The sequence below is a fragment of the Bacillus sp. AL-1R genome (assembly GCF_052180195.1).
Lineage (GTDB): Bacteria > Bacillota > Bacilli > Bacillales > Bacillaceae_G > Gottfriedia.
This window is the reverse complement of record NZ_CP197469.1, coordinates 3,691,550-3,707,324: the sequence shown is the minus strand read 5'-3', so window position 1 is coordinate 3,707,324 and position 15,775 is coordinate 3,691,550. Positions and strand designations below refer to the sequence as shown.

At 40.1% G+C, this 15,775-nt stretch carries 9 protein-coding genes, 22 tRNA genes and 3 rRNA genes; 33 read left to right on the top strand and 1 reads right to left on the bottom strand.

All coding sequences use genetic code 11. From position 1 onward, the window contains the following. The first annotated feature begins 1 nt into the window (after position 1). The 4 genes from ACSBO6_RS17910 to ACSBO6_RS17895 all read left to right on the top strand — a co-directional run bounded on the left by ACSBO6_RS17910 (position 2) and on the right by ACSBO6_RS17895 (position 2,489). Positions 2–787 carry an ABC transporter permease gene (locus ACSBO6_RS17910; protein WP_498843746.1) on the top strand — a complete coding sequence of 262 codons (786 nt, stop codon included), beginning with the start codon at positions 2–4 and terminating at the stop codon, positions 785–787. A 52-nt stretch (positions 788–839) separates the two neighbouring features. Further along, positions 840–1,247 (top strand): potassium channel family protein, encoded by a 408-nt coding sequence (locus ACSBO6_RS17905; protein WP_098846479.1) that lies wholly within the window; start codon positions 840–842, stop codon positions 1,245–1,247. A gap of 23 nt (positions 1,248–1,270) precedes the next feature. Then, complete coding sequence (bcp, locus tag ACSBO6_RS17900; RefSeq protein WP_286138335.1) at positions 1,271–1,735, top strand: thioredoxin-dependent thiol peroxidase; 465 nt, start codon at positions 1,271–1,273, stop codon at positions 1,733–1,735. A gap of 316 nt (positions 1,736–2,051) precedes the next feature. After that, positions 2,052–2,489 carry a Fur family transcriptional regulator gene (locus tag ACSBO6_RS17895; RefSeq protein ID WP_098846480.1) on the top strand — a complete coding sequence of 146 codons (438 nt, stop codon included), beginning with the start codon at positions 2,052–2,054 and terminating at the stop codon, positions 2,487–2,489. Between the two features lie 39 nt (positions 2,490–2,528). Here ACSBO6_RS17895 and ACSBO6_RS17890 read toward each other — a convergent pair whose 3' ends face one another. Beyond that, positions 2,529–2,888, bottom strand: coding sequence for a YgzB family protein (locus tag ACSBO6_RS17890; RefSeq protein ID WP_088014834.1), 360 nt, complete (start codon positions 2,886–2,888; stop codon positions 2,529–2,531). 636 nt (positions 2,889–3,524) lie between these two features. On the opposite strand from ACSBO6_RS17890, the gene ACSBO6_RS17885 reads away from it, so the two are divergent. From ACSBO6_RS17885 to ACSBO6_RS17745, 29 genes are all read left to right on the top strand, one after another. Then, positions 3,525–5,075: ribosomal RNA gene (locus ACSBO6_RS17885) — 16S ribosomal RNA — on the top strand. Between the two features lie 153 nt (positions 5,076–5,228). Next, a 23S ribosomal RNA gene (locus ACSBO6_RS17880) occupies positions 5,229–8,166 on the top strand. A gap of 120 nt (positions 8,167–8,286) precedes the next feature. Continuing rightward, positions 8,287–8,402: ribosomal RNA gene (gene rrf / locus ACSBO6_RS17875) — 5S ribosomal RNA — on the top strand. Together the 16S, 23S and 5S rRNA genes with 22 tRNA genes alongside form the textbook arrangement of a ribosomal RNA operon. A 5-nt stretch (positions 8,403–8,407) precedes the next feature. Further along, positions 8,408–8,483 (top strand) — tRNA-Val (locus ACSBO6_RS17870). A 3-nt stretch (positions 8,484–8,486) separates the two neighbouring features. Further along, a tRNA-Thr gene (locus tag ACSBO6_RS17865) sits at positions 8,487–8,559 on the top strand. An 8-nt stretch (positions 8,560–8,567) separates the two neighbouring features. After that, positions 8,568–8,643 (top strand) — tRNA-Lys (locus ACSBO6_RS17860). 21 nt (positions 8,644–8,664) lie between these two features. Beyond that, a tRNA-Leu gene (locus ACSBO6_RS17855) sits at positions 8,665–8,747 on the top strand. Positions 8,748–8,769: 22 nt separating this feature from the next. Further along, positions 8,770–8,844, top strand: a tRNA-Gly gene (locus tag ACSBO6_RS17850). 8 nt (positions 8,845–8,852) lie between these two features. After that, positions 8,853–8,941 (top strand) — tRNA-Leu (locus ACSBO6_RS17845). 10 nt (positions 8,942–8,951) lie between these two features. Beyond that, a tRNA-Arg gene (locus ACSBO6_RS17840) sits at positions 8,952–9,028 on the top strand. Positions 9,029–9,052: 24 nt separating this feature from the next. Continuing rightward, positions 9,053–9,129: transfer RNA gene (locus ACSBO6_RS17835), tRNA-Pro, on the top strand. A 10-nt stretch (positions 9,130–9,139) separates the two neighbouring features. After that, a tRNA-Ala gene (locus ACSBO6_RS17830) sits at positions 9,140–9,212 on the top strand. A 27-nt stretch (positions 9,213–9,239) separates the two neighbouring features. Then, positions 9,240–9,313 (top strand) — tRNA-Met (locus ACSBO6_RS17825). A 9-nt stretch (positions 9,314–9,322) separates the two neighbouring features. After that, positions 9,323–9,399 (top strand) — tRNA-Ile (locus ACSBO6_RS17820). An 8-nt stretch (positions 9,400–9,407) separates the two neighbouring features. Beyond that, positions 9,408–9,500 (top strand) — tRNA-Ser (locus ACSBO6_RS17815). A 349-nt stretch (positions 9,501–9,849) separates the two neighbouring features. Next, positions 9,850–9,926: transfer RNA gene (locus ACSBO6_RS17810), tRNA-Met, on the top strand. Positions 9,927–9,929: 3 nt separating this feature from the next. Continuing rightward, positions 9,930–10,005 (top strand) — tRNA-Asp (locus tag ACSBO6_RS17805). A gap of 8 nt (positions 10,006–10,013) precedes the next feature. Continuing rightward, positions 10,014–10,089 (top strand) — tRNA-Phe (locus tag ACSBO6_RS17800). Between the two features lie 34 nt (positions 10,090–10,123). After that, positions 10,124–10,196: transfer RNA gene (locus ACSBO6_RS17795), tRNA-Thr, on the top strand. A gap of 9 nt (positions 10,197–10,205) precedes the next feature. After that, a tRNA-His gene (locus tag ACSBO6_RS17790) sits at positions 10,206–10,281 on the top strand. Positions 10,282–10,287: 6 nt separating this feature from the next. Then, a tRNA-Gly gene (locus ACSBO6_RS17785) sits at positions 10,288–10,358 on the top strand. Positions 10,359–10,375: 17 nt separating this feature from the next. Then, positions 10,376–10,452 (top strand) — tRNA-Ile (locus ACSBO6_RS17780). Positions 10,453–10,471: 19 nt separating this feature from the next. Next, a tRNA-Asn gene (locus tag ACSBO6_RS17775) sits at positions 10,472–10,546 on the top strand. 6 nt (positions 10,547–10,552) lie between these two features. Further along, a tRNA-Ser gene (locus ACSBO6_RS17770) sits at positions 10,553–10,643 on the top strand. Between the two features lie 10 nt (positions 10,644–10,653). Then, positions 10,654–10,725, top strand: a tRNA-Glu gene (locus tag ACSBO6_RS17765). A 177-nt stretch (positions 10,726–10,902) separates the two neighbouring features. Further along, positions 10,903–11,097: a hypothetical protein gene (locus tag ACSBO6_RS17760; protein ID WP_098848664.1), complete on the top strand. Its 195-nt coding sequence runs from the start codon at positions 10,903–10,905 to the stop codon at positions 11,095–11,097. Positions 11,098–11,443: 346 nt separating this feature from the next. Next, the gene (locus tag ACSBO6_RS17755; protein WP_098848663.1) at positions 11,444–11,989 is read left to right on the top strand and encodes a bifunctional transcriptional activator/DNA repair enzyme AdaA; all 546 of its coding nucleotides are present in this window, start codon (positions 11,444–11,446) and stop codon (positions 11,987–11,989) included. Between the two features lie 741 nt (positions 11,990–12,730). Beyond that, positions 12,731–14,659: a 1,4-alpha-glucan branching protein GlgB gene (gene glgB, locus ACSBO6_RS17750; protein ID WP_098848665.1), complete on the top strand. Its 1,929-nt coding sequence runs from the start codon at positions 12,731–12,733 to the stop codon at positions 14,657–14,659. Beyond that, complete coding sequence (locus tag ACSBO6_RS17745) at positions 14,607–15,734, top strand: glucose-1-phosphate adenylyltransferase (protein WP_498843745.1); 1,128 nt, start codon at positions 14,607–14,609, stop codon at positions 15,732–15,734. Before glgB ends, ACSBO6_RS17745 begins: the two co-directional genes overlap by 53 nt. Positions 15,735–15,775: the final 41 nt, after the last annotated feature.

Sequence of the window (15,775 nt, the reverse complement as noted above, 5' to 3'; positions counted from 1 at the left end):
AATGTTTTATTTAAATATATTTCTTCAATATTCAGGTCAGTATTTAAAAACGAAATTACAATATAGAGCAAATTTCTTTTTATCATTTTTATCAGATTTGATGGCTCAGGCTGTAAATTTAATTTTTATATTATTAGTTTTCAATCATACTTCACTTATTGAAGGATGGAATAAAGACGAGATCGTATTCATTTATGGTTTCTTTTTAGTTCCATTTGCTCTTTTTGCTTCATTTTTTAATATTTGGGATTTTAATGATCGTTACATTGTAAAGGGAGAGTTTGATCGTATTTTAACTAGACCAATTCATAGTCTTTTTCAAGTAGTATTAGAGAAAATGGAGTTAGAATCTTTACTAGGTGCTATTACTGGATTGATTATTATGATCTTTGCCGGATTTAAATTAGGACTTTCAATCACTTGGTATGATCCATTTTTATTTCTACTGATGGGTTTAGGGGGAATGTTTGTTTATGCTGGTATCTTTATTGCTTTAGCAAGTATCGGTTTTTGGTCAGATGCAAGAACGTCCATTATGCCGTTAATGTATAATATAGGAAACTATGGTCGTTATCCGATTAATATTTATCATCCAATCATTCGCTTTGTATTAACGTGGATTTTACCATTTGCATTTGTTGGTGTTTATCCAGCTGCATATTTTTTACGTAGAAGTGAATGGTATGTCTATTCATTTTTAACGCCTGTTATGGGACTAGTTGTTTTTATTATATCTGTGTTAATTTGGAACCAGGGGGTAAAAAAATATAAGGGTGCTGGGAACTAAGCAGTATTCTATTTCAATAGCTTGTTTCATAAATTGAAATGAGGTGATTGGAATGGGAACTGCTTTTTTCTTTTTTGTTGCTATATTTGCGATTTTGTATAGTCTAGTGTATTTATGGAATACTTCAACTACAAAAGTCAATAAAAGTCTTATTTCAATTAATAATTACATTCTTTTATTTTTAATATATGGAACGGTTCTTATAGGCTTTAGCGCAGTGTATTTTATACTTGATCGGGGACCACATCCGATTTTAATTGAGCATTCTATTCCTATTGAAGGGACTAATTACCATATAATGGGGTTATGCTTATATTTTAGCGCAATCACCCTTTTGTCAGTAGGTTATGGGGATATTGTACCAGTGGGAATCGGAAGATGGGTTGCTATGGTAGAAGCACTTATCGGTTATACGATGCCAGCAGCTTTTGTTTTACAAGTATTTAAAGATGAACGTTAATAATTAAGATTAAGGAGATTGTTATGACTGTTGAAATTGGAATGAAAGCACCAGAATTTACTTTACCAGCTAGTAATGGAGAAGATGTAGCTTTATCAGATTTTAGAGGAAAGAAAGTAGTTCTCTACTTTTACCCAAAGGATATGACACCAGGTTGTACTACGGAAGCTTGTGACTTTAGGGATTCATATGAAAAGTTTATGAATAGTGGAACTGTCATTTTAGGAATAAGTCCTGATCCTATAAAAAGACATGAAAAATTTATAGAAAAACATCAATTACCATTTTTATTACTATCAGACGAAACAACTGAGATTGCAAAGTTATATGATGTTTGGAAGTTAAAGAACAATTTTGGTAAGGAATATATGGGAATAGAGCGTACAACATTTTTAATTGATGAAGAAGGTTGTATCGAAAATGTATGGCAAAAAGTTAGAGTAAAGAATCATGTTGAAGATGTTTATAGTGCAATCAATCATTCATAAAATTTGTACAAACTATTTTAGGGCAATTAACTTGAGTTTTCTTAAGTTTTTTTGAGAAATAATCGTTTTATCTAATAAAATCGAGCTTTTCGTCTATACCTATATTGCTTTAGGGAATATATTGGTGTATAGGGCATACCTCCTCAGATGATAGCATATTGAAGTGCGAGAGAATTCTCGCACATTTTTTTTGTTTACTGCGATTGGTAATTTTTTTTAGAAATTCTCAAAAAGTTGACAAATATTCTTGCGGTTGAATAAACTAATAATAAGTAATTAAATTTGGAACTATTTTATAGAAACGGGGAGAGCGGCGTTGCATAAGGAAAATATTCAAGATGCAATTTCACATTTAAAGAATAGCGGCGTACGTATTACACCTCAGAGGCATGCAATTATAGAATATTTAATAGGAAGTGGAACACATCCAACTGCTGATGAAATCTATAAAGCACTTGAGGGGAAATTTCCAAATATGAGTGTGGCAACAGTTTACAATAATCTCAGAGTATTACGTGAAGTAGGGATGGTTAAAGAGTTAAACTTTGGTGATTCCTCTAGTCGTTTTGATTATATTACAACTGATCATTATCATATTATTTGTGAAAAATGTGGTGAAATGAATGATTTTCATTACGATGGATTGGAAGGAATCAATCTATATGTTGAAAAGGAAACAGGATTTGAAGTAACCAATCATAGAATGGAAGTATACGGTATTTGTCCTAAATGTAAAGAAAAAACATTATCATAATAAAGCACATTACAAAATTGTAATGTGCTTTATTTATTGCTATTGTTTAGCATTTCGTTTGCTATTATATTTTTCATTAAATTCTTTTCCTTCTAATGAAGGATCTAATGTAAGTGGCTCATTGCAATACATACAGATGTCAACTTTTCCAAGCATTTTAGTCGTTTTGTTACAATTCGGACAGATAACTTGAATTGTTTTTGTAGACAGCATTCCGATCCAAAAATAAACAACTGTACTACCAATAATGGCTAAAAATCCTACAAGCATAAATATCGTCATAACAATCTTATGCTCTCTGAAAAACACACCACCATACATAATAATGAAGCCAATAAATAATAATGAAAGTGCAAACGTTCTTATATTATTAATTTTACTACTTTTCTTTTTTGCCACTTTGTCCACCCCATTCATTGTAAATATAGCATAAATGAGATAGGAAATGTTAGTGCTAACATGGAAAACTATCTGAAATGAAATTGAAGAATTTTGAATTTAGTTAAATTCTGGATTTCTCTCTATTACTGATTGATTGTATGCTGGTGGTTATCTTCTATTATAGTGTGAATGGTTAATTCTACTTTTTTCTTATTGTTATTCAAACAATGAGAATGAATAATCTATTTATACCCCTTTAGGCGATTGATGATATTAAACAATTTGTTATTACTAGGAAGCTTTCAATGAACTTTATTAGTGTATTTACTTTGTTATTATTAGAAGTATCATCTCTATTTTTTAATATACAAATACACTTGTATTCTTATTATAAAAGAGTTTTTATCTTTTTTTGAAAAAAACGTTTAAAAAGTGTTGACGGTATGGATTATCGATGTTATATTATTTTATGTCGCCAAGAGATAACGGCGTCGAAAGAAAAAAGGTTTTAAAAAAATGTTGACAGGCTCTTCTGAGAATGTTAATATGAAAAAGTCGCGAATGACGCGACGGTGTGAACTTTGAAAACTAAACAAAACATGAAGTAAACGTCAATTATTAGTTTTTTGAGCAATACAAGATTTAAACTTAACTTTTATGGAGAGTTTGATCCTGGCTCAGGACGAACGCTGGCGGCGTGCCTAATACATGCAAGTCGAGCGAACTAACGGGAGCTTGCTCCCGTTAGTTAGCGGCGGACGGGTGAGTAACACGTGGGCAACCTACCTGTAAGACTGGGATAACTTCGGGAAACCGGAGCTAATACCGGATGACATTAAGGAACTCCTGTTCCTTAATTGAAAGATGGCTTTTAGCTATCACTTACAGATGGGCCCGCGGCGCATTAGCTAGTTGGTGAGGTAACGGCTCACCAAGGCGACGATGCGTAGCCGACCTGAGAGGGTGATCGGCCACACTGGGACTGAGACACGGCCCAGACTCCTACGGGAGGCAGCAGTAGGGAATCTTCCGCAATGGACGAAAGTCTGACGGAGCAACGCCGCGTGAGCGATGAAGGCCTTCGGGTCGTAAAGCTCTGTTGTTAGGGAAGAACAAGTGCTAGTTGAATAAGCTGGCACCTTGACGGTACCTAACCAGAAAGCCACGGCTAACTACGTGCCAGCAGCCGCGGTAATACGTAGGTGGCAAGCGTTGTCCGGAATTATTGGGCGTAAAGCGCGCGCAGGCGGTTTCTTAAGTCTGATGTGAAAGCCCCCGGCTCAACCGGGGAGGGTCATTGGAAACTGGGAAACTTGAGTGCAGAAGAGGAAAGTGGAATTCCAAGTGTAGCGGTGAAATGCGTAGAGATTTGGAGGAACACCAGTGGCGAAGGCGACTTTCTGGTCTGTAACTGACGCTGAGGCGCGAAAGCGTGGGGAGCAAACAGGATTAGATACCCTGGTAGTCCACGCCGTAAACGATGAGTGCTAAGTGTTAGAGGGTTTCCGCCCTTTAGTGCTGAAGTTAACGCATTAAGCACTCCGCCTGGGGAGTACGGTCGCAAGACTGAAACTCAAAGGAATTGACGGGGGCCCGCACAAGTGGTGGAGCATGTGGTTTAATTCGAAGCAACGCGAAGAACCTTACCAGGTCTTGACATCCTCTGACAACCCTAGAGATAGGGCTTTCCCTTCGGGGACAGAGTGACAGGTGGTGCATGGTTGTCGTCAGCTCGTGTCGTGAGATGTTGGGTTAAGTCCCGCAACGAGCGCAACCCTTGATCTTAGTTGCCAGCATTCAGTTGGGCACTCTAAGGTGACTGCCGGTGACAAACCGGAGGAAGGTGGGGATGACGTCAAATCATCATGCCCCTTATGACCTGGGCTACACACGTGCTACAATGGATAGTACAAAGGGTTGCAAGACCGCGAGGTGGAGCTAATCCCATAAAACTATTCTCAGTTCGGATTGTAGGCTGCAACTCGCCTACATGAAGCCGGAATCACTAGTAATCGCGGATCAGCATGCCGCGGTGAATACGTTCCCGGGCCTTGTACACACCGCCCGTCACACCACGAGAGTTTGTAACACCCGAAGTCGGTGGGGTAACCTTTTAGGGGCCAGCCGCCTAAGGTGGGACAGATGATTGGGGTGAAGTCGTAACAAGGTAGCCGTATCGGAAGGTGCGGCTGGATCACCTCCTTTCTATGGAGACATCATGAACCGATGGTTCATGTATGAAATGTTTCTTCATTGTTTTGTTTAGTTTTGAGAGTTCACTCTCAACATTTGTACCTTGAAAACTAGATAATGTCATTCATTAAACTGCGTAAGTTTAATTCAATTAGTTTTAAAATTAGTTAAGTTAGAAAGGGCGCACGGTGGATGCCTTGGCACTAGGAGTCGATGAAGGACGGGACTAACACCGATATGCTTCGGGGAGCTGTAAGTAAGCTTTGATCCGGAGATTTCCGAATGGGGGAACCCACTACTCGTAATGGAGTAGTATCTTTACCTGAATACATAGGGTACTGAGGACAGACCCAGGGAACTGAAACATCTAAGTACCTGGAGGAATAGAAAGCAATAGCGATTTCCCAAGTAGCGGCGAGCGAAAAGGAAGATAGCCCAAACCAAGAGGCTTGCCTCTTGGGGTTGTAGGACACTCTATACGGAGTTACAAAGGAACGGGGTAAATGAAGCGACCTGGAAAGGTCCGTCGAAGAAGGTAAAAACCCTGTAGTTGAAACCTCGTTCCCTCTTGAGTGGATCCTGAGTACGGCGGAACACGTGAAATTCCGTCGGAATCTGGGAGGACCATCTCCCAAGGCTAAATACTACCTAGTGACCGATAGTGAACCAGTACCGTGAGGGAAAGGTGAAAAGCACCCCGGAAGGGGAGTGAAAGAGAACCTGAAACCGTGTGCTTACAAATAGTCAGAGCTCGTTAACGAGTGATGGCGTGCCTTTTGTAGAATGAACCGGCGAGTTACGATCCCGTGCAAGGTTAAGTTGAAGAGACGGAGCCGCAGCGAAAGCGAGTCTGAATAGGGCGATTTAGTACGTGGTCGTAGACCCGAAACCGAGTGATCTACCCATGTCCAGGATGAAGTTCAGGTAACACTGAATGGAGGTCCGAACCCACGCACGTTGAAAAGTGCGGGGATGAGGTGTGGGTAGCGGAGAAATTCCAATCGAACTCGGAGATAGCTGGTTCTCCCCGAAATAGCTTTAGGGCTAGCCTTATGTGTTAGAGTCTTGGAGGTAGAGCACTGATTGGACTAGGGGCCCCCAACGGGTTACCGAATTCAGTCAAACTCCGAATGCCAATGACTTATCCATAGGAGTCAGACTACGAGTGATAAGATCCGTGGTCAAGAGGGAAACAGCCCAGACCGCCAGCTAAGGTCCCAAAGTATACGTTAAGTGGAAAAGGATGTGGAGTTGCTTAGACAACCAGGATGTTGGCTTAGAAGCAGCCACCATTTAAAGAGTGCGTAATAGCTCACTGGTCGAGTGACTCTGCGCCGAAAATGTAACGGGGCTAAACGTATCACCGAAGCTGCGGATTGATACCATTTGGTATCAGTGGTAGGGGAGCGTTCTAAGGGCGTTGAAGCTAGATCGTAAGGACTGGTGGAGCGCTTAGAAGTGAGAATGCCGGTATGAGTAGCGAAAGACGGGTGAGAATCCCGTCCACCGTATGCCTAAGGTTTCCTGGGGAAGGCTCGTCCTCCCAGGGTTAGTCAGGACCTAAGCCGAGGCCGACAGGCGTAGGCGATGGACAACAGGTTGATATTCCTGTACCACCTCATTTCCGTTTGAGCGATGGAGGGACGCAGAAAGATAGGGTAAGCGCGCTGCTGGATATGCGCGTCCAAGCAATTAGGCTGATGTGTAGGCAAATCCGCACATCATAAGGCTGAGTTGTGATGGCGAGGGAAATATAGTACCGAAGTTCCTGATTCTACGCTGCCAAGAAAAGCTTCTAGCGAGGAAATAGGTGCCTGTACCGCAAACCGACACAGGTAGGCGAGGAGAGAATCCTAAGGTGAGCGAGAGAACTATGGTTAAGGAACTCGGCAAAATGACCCCGTAACTTCGGGAGAAGGGGTGCTCTTTTGGGTGTATGCCCGGGAGAGCCGCAGTGAAAAGGCCCAAGCGACTGTTTAGCAAAAACACAGGTCTCTGCGAAGCCGCAAGGCGAAGTATAGGGGCTGACGCCTGCCCGGTGCTGGAAGGTTAAGAGGAGGGGTTATCCCTTACGGGAGAAGCTCTGAATTGAAGCCCCAGTAAACGGCGGCCGTAACTATAACGGTCCTAAGGTAGCGAAATTCCTTGTCGGGTAAGTTCCGACCCGCACGAAAGGCGTAACGATTTGGGCACTGTCTCAACCATAGACTCGGTGAAATTATAGTACCTGTGAAGATGCAGGTTACCCGCGACAGGACGGAAAGACCCCGTGGAGCTTTACTGCAGCTTGATATTGAATTTTGGTACAGCTTGTACAGGATAGGTAGGAGCCTGAGAAGCCGGAGCGCTAGCTTCGGTGGAGGCGTCGGTGGGATACTACCCTGGCTGTATTGAAATTCTAACCTAGAGCCGTGATCCGGCTCGGAGACAGTGTCAGGTGGGCAGTTTGACTGGGGCGGTCGCCTCCTAAAGAGTAACGGAGGCGCCCAAAGGTTCCCTCAGAATGGTTGGAAATCATTCGAAGAGTGTAAAGGCATAAGGGAGCTTGACTGCGAGACCTACAAGTCGAGCAGGGACGAAAGTCGGGCTTAGTGATCCGGTGGTTCCGCATGGAAGGGCCATCGCTCAACGGATAAAAGCTACCCCGGGGATAACAGGCTTATCTCCCCCAAGAGTCCACATCGACGGGGAGGTTTGGCACCTCGATGTCGGCTCATCGCATCCTGGGGCTGTAGTCGGTCCCAAGGGTTGGGCTGTTCGCCCATTAAAGCGGTACGCGAGCTGGGTTCAGAACGTCGTGAGACAGTTCGGTCCCTATCCGTCGTGGGCGCAGGAAATTTGAGAGGAGCTGTCCTTAGTACGAGAGGACCGGGATGGACACACCGCTGGTGTACCAGTTGTTCTGCCAAGAGCATGGCTGGGTAGCTATGTGTGGAAGGGATAAGTGCTGAAAGCATCTAAGCATGAAGCCCCCCTCAAGATGAGATTTCCCATAGCGTTAAGCTAGTAAGACCCCTGAGAGACGATCAGGTTGATAGGTCAGAGGTGGAAGCGTGGTGACACGTGGAGCTGACTGATACTAATCGGTCGAGGACTTAACTAACAAGTTTGATAATGACATTATCTAGTTTTGAAGGTACAAAAATTATTATAAAAAACTTCAAAAAAGTTATTGACTTTAAAATGAAATTTGATATAATAATTAATGTCCTAAAGAAAAGAATCAAGTGATGATAGCGAAGAGGTCACACCCGTTCCCATACCGAACACGGCAGTTAAGCTCTTCAGCGTCGATGGTAGTTGGGGGTTTCCCCCTGTGAGAGTAGAACGTCGCTTGGTTTGATGGAGGATTAGCTCAGCTGGGAGAGCACCTGCCTTACAAGCAGGGGGTCGGCGGTTCGAGCCCGTCATCCTCCACCATATGCCGACTTAGCTCAATTGGTAGAGCAACTGACTTGTAATCAGTAGGTTGGGGGTTCAAGTCCTCTAGTCGGCACTCTTTATGAGCCATTAGCTCAGTAGGTAGAGCATCTGACTTTTAATCAGAGGGTCGAAGGTTCGAATCCTTCATGGCTCACCATTTTCTAAAAAAGAAAATATTGCGGGTGTGGCGGAATTGGCAGACGCGCTAGACTTAGGATCTAGTACTTCGGTGTGGGGGTTCGAGTCCCTTCACCCGCACCATTTATCTTGTTAATCAGTATATGCGGAAGTAGTTCAGTGGTAGAATACAACCTTGCCAAGGTTGGGGTCGCGGGTTCGAACCCCGTCTTCCGCTCCATATATACTGCCGGGGTGGTGGAATTGGCAGACACACAGGACTTAAAATCCTGCGGTTGGTGACAACCGTGCCGGTTCGAGTCCGGCCCTCGGCACCATTTATAATATGCGCCCGTAGCTCAATTGGATAGAGCGTTTGACTACGGATCAAAAGGTTATGGGTTCGAGTCCTTTCGGGCGCGCCATATTGTATCACCTGTAATTCTAAACGGGAAGTGGCTCAGCTTGGTAGAGCACCTGGTTTGGGACCAGGGGGTCGCAGGTTCAAATCCTGTCTTCCCGACCATTAAAAACATGGGGCCTTAGCTCAGCTGGGAGAGCGCCTGCCTTGCACGCAGGAGGTCAGCGGTTCGATCCCGCTAGGCTCCACTTGGACAAATTAAATTGATTTATTATGGCGGTGTAGCTCAGCTGGCTAGAGCGTACGGTTCATACCCGTGAGGTCGTGGGTTCGACTCCCTCCGCCGCTACTTATTTAAGGACCTTTAGCTCAGCTGGTTAGAGCAGACGGCTCATAACCGTCCGGTCGTAGGTTCGAGTCCTACAAGGTCCACCACTTATAATGGAGTAATACCCAAGTCTGGCTGAAGGGATCGGTCTTGAAAACCGACAGGGGTGTAACAGCCCGCGGGGGTTCGAATCCCTCTTACTCCTCCATTTTTATTAAATTAACAAATTGAATTTAATGGATCTAATTTAAATAGTATCCACATTATCGCGGGGTGGAGCACGAACGAATATGCTTCGAAGAAATTACTTCAGCATACCAATCGAGCCGCTACTTGCATAATCATCCTGAGATTGGGATGGTCTTAACAAAATTAATATTCATGGAATTATATAAAATAGTATCCACATTATCGCGGGGTGGAGCACGAACGAATATGCTTCGAAGAAATTACTTCAGCATACCAATCGAGCCGCTACTTGCATAATCATCCTGAGATTGGGATGGTCTTAACAAAATTAATATTCATGGAACTATATAAAATAGTATCCACATTATCGCGGGGTGGAGCAGTCTGGTAGCTCGTCGGGCTCATAACCCGAAGGTCGCAGGTTCAAATCCTGTCCCCGCAACCAAATGGTCCCGTGGTGTAGCGGTTAACATGCCTGCCTGTCACGCAGGAGATCGCCGGTTCGATCCCGGTCGGGACCGCCATTTAAGATGGCTCGGTAGCTCAGTCGGTAGAGCAGAGGACTGAAAATCCTCGTGTCGGCGGTTCGATTCCGTCCCGAGCCACCATCTTAAAAAAATGGCAACAAACAATATTTATTTCGCCGACTTAGCTCAATTGGTAGAGCAACTGACTTGTAATCAGTAGGTTGGGGGTTCAAGTCCTCTAGTCGGCACTCTTTATGGCGATCGTGGCGAAGTGGTTAACGCATCGGATTGTGGTTCCGACACTCGTGGGTTCGATTCCCATCGGTCGCCCCATATTTTGCGGGTGTAGTTTAATGGTAAAATAGAAGCCTTCCAAGCTTCGGTCGTGGGTTCGATTCCCATCACCCGCTTTTTTATAAAATTTAATGGGCCTATAGCTCAGCTGGTTAGAGCGCACGCCTGATAAGCGTGAGGTCGATGGTTCGAGTCCATTTAGGCCCACCATTAAATTTATAATTATTTTTCCGCAGTAGCTCAGTGGTAGAGCACTCGGCTGTTAACCGAGTGGTCGTAGGTTCGAACCCTACCTGCGGAGCCATATTATAGAGAAGTACCCAAGTGGCTCAAGGGGCTCCCCTGCTAAGGGAGTAGATCGGGTAACCGGTGCGAGGGTTCGAATCCCTTCTTCTCTGCCATATTTTTTTTGGCCCGTTGGTCAAGCGGTTAAGACACCGCCCTTTCACGGCGGTAACACGGGTTCGAGTCCCGTACGGGTCATATCTAAAGCTCAGTTATTTGTGATAACACAGGTAACTGAGCTTTTTTGTCTTTTAATACGGCTCTATACTTTATGTTGGGGTATGTACACAATTTTAGATAAAAAACACGTAACTTCCAATATTCGTTATACTTGAATTGTCGAGAAACAAGTTAAACGAATGGAGTTACGTGTAAATGAATTCTAACATAGATATACTAGGTCTAGTGACAAAAGTAGAGGAACAATATAAATGTCAACTTAATATAGATTCGGGTATTAATGATGTACCATTTTGGAGGTCAGTAGGGGTACCAATAGAATTTTATAAAGGTTTTTTAAGCTTCACAATTGTGTCAGCTAGTATAACTAGTCATGTATGGGCGGCATGATGTAATACTTGTGGAAAACCGTTGTTATCAGTGCTTTTTTACTTCAAATAATAACCTCTTCCTTTTCAATTTCTACCAAGTAAAAGTATCTTTTAAAAAGACCCTCCTTTTTCCCATTTTATTTTATATAACAAGTGAACGGACGTGAACTATAAATGTCAACTTAAACATGTACATTTTCGATTATTTAAATATGTACAAAATCACTCATTCTTCTTTGAAAGATGTTGCATAATACTGTATGATTCCTCAACAACGTTTATTTAAATTAGAGAGCAAGAAGAAATTGAAAGCAAGCGCATTATCTTAGTGTTAAAATGTGAATAGCTAAAGGTGAGGTGATTAAATGAGTGGATTAAATAATGAGGTCATGTGGAATGCAGTTGAATCATGCGATGAAAACTATGATGGAGTATTTATTTATGCAGTTAAGTCCACTAGGATTTGTTGTAAACCTTCTTGTAAGTCAAGAATCCCATTAAAAGAAAATGTAGCATATTATCCGTCATTATCTTTGGCAATTAATGATGGGTACCGTCCATGTAAAAGATGTCAACCTGATTTACTTCACTCAAATGAAGAGGAAATTATTTTATCAGCAAAACAGTTTATTGAAAAAGAATTTCGAAGCTGTTTAACATTGGATCGCTTAGCACTTGAAGTTGGAGTAAGTAAATTTCATTTGCAAAGATTATTTAAAAAATCCACTGGTTTATCACCGTTAGAATTCGTAAATAAGTTAAAAATGATAGAAGCTAAGAGATTATTGCGGGATACTGAGGATACCATAACTGAAATAGCGCATAATCTTGGTTTTAAAGGGTCATCACATTTTTCAAGCATGTTTCGGCATCATTATAGTAGCACTCCAACTTCATTCAGAAAGAGGTAAATAAATGAAATGAAAAGATGGAGTAGCTTTATTGAAATATTAGGAATGCTGTGTGGCTTTTTTTGTAATTGTATGTGGTGTATTTTTGATTTCAGAGATTCGTTTCTTATGTAACACCAAGAGACAGAATGCAACTCTAATAAGATTATAAATAATAAGACAAAAAGGATTTTCGTAAAAACGAAGATCCTTTTTATTATATTACGATTGTTAAATGTTTTTGTTGAAATGCAAAAATATGTAAGTCAGTTAATTTTATGTCACTATTTTGATCAATAGGAATTGTTGATTGATCTTCTATATTTCCATATAAATCTGAGATCGGTTTAGAGATTTTTAGTACTTTTGCATCTAACTTTCCAGGTAATTTGATTATTGTTTCTAAAAAAATTTTAAAAAAAGATTCTCCCTCTTAATCTGATAATTTTCGACAAATCTTCTTAAATAGAAAGTTTATATGAAATATAAGTGTGAAATATGTATGAAATTTCATGAAAAATCAAAAATTTACAAATTGTTACAAGGGAATTCAGGAAAAAGATGTATAATTATACATATATATTCGTTCGACAAATTCGACATTTTTACGACAAGTGCTATAATGACAACGTTTTCATGAATGGTTATTCATTTACCAAAAAATGTTTTTGAATTTTTTTTGCATAAAAACAAGGTAAATATATATATTTGTAGAATATTAAGAGATAGGAGAATTTAAGAGATTGTAATGAGGTGAGGATGTTGCTTTTGACACGGCCAACTGAGTTTGATGTACATTTATTCCATGAGGGAAGTTTATTCCATAGCCATGAGTGTTTTGGGGCACATGTAGTAAAAAAAGGGAATAAAGTTGGAACTACTTTTACAGTGTGGGCTCCACATGCGAAAGGTGTCTCAGTTGTTGGGGACTTTAATAATTGGAATGGTTCTGAACATAAAATGGAAAAGTTGAACGATCAAGGGATATGGACGATATATATCCCCGAAATTGGTCATGGGACGATATACAAATATGAAATTTCAACGAAACATGGTGAAGTTTTATTAAAAAGTGATCCTTATGCTTTCTATAGTGAATTACGACCAAGTACTGCTTCGATTGTTTATGATCTTTCAGGGTATAAATGGAAAGATGCAAAATATCGAAAACAGAAATTCAAAAAGTCTGTATATGAAGAACCAGTTTTAATTTATGAAGTACATTTAGGTTCTTGGAAAAAGAAAGAAAACGGTGATTTTTATACTTATGCAGAACTAGCGACAGAACTAATTCCATATGTAAAAGAACATGGTTTTACACATATTGAAATATTACCATTAGTTGAACATCCATATGATCGTTCTTGGGGGTATCAAGGAGTAGGTTATTTTTCTTCTACTAGTCGATATGGAAATCCTCATGAGCTAATGAGCTTTATTGATGAATGCCACCAGCTAGGACTAGGAGTCATTATGGATTGGGTACCAGGTCATTTTTGTAAAGATTCTCACGGACTTTACATGTTTGATGGTGAACCGACATATGAATATGAAGGTTATGATGCTAGAGAAAATGAAGTATGGGGAACAGCAAATTTTGATTTATCAAAGCCAGAAGTAAAATCATTTCTTATTTCAAACGCCTTATATTGGATGGAATATTTTCACATCGATGGTTTTAGAGTAGACGCTGTTGCAAATATTTTATATTGGAAAAATAGAAATGAAGAAAATCCCTTCGCAACTAACTTTTTAAGAAAATTAAATGAAGCGGTATTTGAATATGATCCACAAGTATTAATGATTGCAGAAGATTCTACTGATTGGCCATTGGTTACTGCACCAACATACGAAGGTGGATTAGGATTTAATTTTAAGTGGAATATGGGTTGGATGAATGATGTTTTGACTTATATGGAGACTCACCCAACGGAAAGAAAGCATCATCATAATAAGATGACTTTCTCGTTTTTATATGCCTTCTCAGAAAACTTTGTTTTACCTTTTTCACATGATGAAGTAGTACATGGTAAGAAGTCATTGTTAAATAAAATGCCAGGTACATATGAGGATAAGTTTGCTCAATTAAGAGTACTATTTGGTTATTATTTATCTCATCCAGGTAAGAAACTCCTATTTATGGGAAGTGAATTTGGGCAATTTGATGAGTGGAAGGATTTAGAGCAAGTTGATTGGATGATTAAAGATTATGAATATCATGCCAAGATGAACAAGTATTTCAAAGAATTATTATCGATTTATAAAAAAAATAAATCACTTTATGAAGTTGATAATCATTGGGATGGATTTTCATGGATTGATGCAAATAATGCAGACCAAAGTGTATTTTCATTTATCCGTAAAGGAAAAAACAAAGATGATTTTGTCATCATAATTTGTAATTTTAGAGAAATTTCTTATGACAAATATCGAATTGGAGTACCTGCAAAGCATCGATATAAAGAATTGCTTTCAAGTGACTATATACAATTTGGCGGCGATAGTAAAATAAATCGTTCTGCCATTGAAACAGAGGAAATACCATATCATGGTTTACCATACAGTATTGAAATAGCATTACCTGCCTATAGTTTTACAATCATTCGTCCAGTTAAAATGCGAAAGGGGATTAGCAGCAATGGTTCAGAAAAAATGCGTAGCAATGTTACTAGCAGGAGGAAAAGGGAGTAGATTAAGTTCTTTAACAAAAGAACTAGCTAAACCAGCCGTAGCTTTCGGAGGTAAATATCGAATAATCGATTTTACTTTAAGTAATTGCACAAATTCAGGTATTGATACTGTTGGGGTGCTAACCCAATATCAACCACTAGTACTAAACTCATATATCGGTATTGGAAGTGCATGGGATTTAGATCGATTAAATGGTGGGGTAACTGTTTTACCGCCATATTCAGAAGCTTCTGGAGTTAAATGGTATACAGGAACTGCAAGTGCAATTTATCAAAATTTAAATTATATAAAGCAATATCATCCTGAATATGTTTTGATTCTTTCAGGTGACCATATTTATAAGATGGACTATAGTAAAATGTTAGGCTACCACATTGAAAAAGAGGCAGATGTTTCTATTTCAGTTATCGAAGTTCCGATTGAAGAAGCTAGCCGTTTTGGAATTATGAATACAAATGAAGAAATGGATATTATAGAATTTGAAGAAAAACCTCAATATCCGAAGAGTAATTTAGCATCGATGGGAATTTATATTTTTAAATGGAATGTTTTAAAAGAGTTTTTAGAGATGGATGATCGCAATCCAGAATCAACTAATGACTTTGGTAAAGACGTTATTCCACTTTTATTAGAAGAAAAGAAAAAGGTAGTTGCTTACCCATTCAAAGGTTATTGGAAAGATGTTGGTACAGTAAAAAGCTTATGGGAAGCAAATATGGATCTATTAAATGAAGATAGTGAACTAAATATATATGACCGTGATTGGCGCATATATTCAGTTAATCCAAATCAACCACCACAATATATTGCACCTACAGCAATCGTTGAAGACTCTCTAATTAATGAGGGGTGTGTTGTTGAAGGGTCTATATCACATTCAGTATTATTCCAAGGTGTAACAATCGGAGAAGGCAGTATGATAAAAAATTCTGTCGTTATGCCAGGTTGTGTAATTGGAAAAGATGTTCGAATTGAAAGTGCAGTAGTAGCTCCTGGAATGGTTATTCCTGATGGAAGCCTTTTAGGTCCTGAGAAAGATTATGAAGAGGTAATTTTAGTTACAAGCGAAGAATAAGAGGTGGCTCATTCCTCAAATAGAAAAATAGATTGAGAGGG

Coding starts and splice junctions, on each gene's coding strand:
- bcp (WP_286138335.1), top strand. CDS start 1,271: ATGACTGTTGAAATTGGAATGAAAGCACCAGAATTTACTTTACCAGCT.
- ACSBO6_RS17755 (WP_098848663.1), top strand. CDS start 11,444: ATGAGTGGATTAAATAATGAGGTCATGTGGAATGCAGTTGAATCATGC.
- ACSBO6_RS17905 (WP_098846479.1), top strand. CDS start 840: ATGGGAACTGCTTTTTTCTTTTTTGTTGCTATATTTGCGATTTTGTAT.
- ACSBO6_RS17760 (WP_098848664.1), top strand. CDS start 10,903: ATGAATTCTAACATAGATATACTAGGTCTAGTGACAAAAGTAGAGGAA.
- ACSBO6_RS17910 (WP_498843746.1), top strand. CDS start 2: ATGTTTTATTTAAATATATTTCTTCAATATTCAGGTCAGTATTTAAAA.
- ACSBO6_RS17745 (WP_498843745.1), top strand. CDS start 14,607: ATGGTTCAGAAAAAATGCGTAGCAATGTTACTAGCAGGAGGAAAAGGG.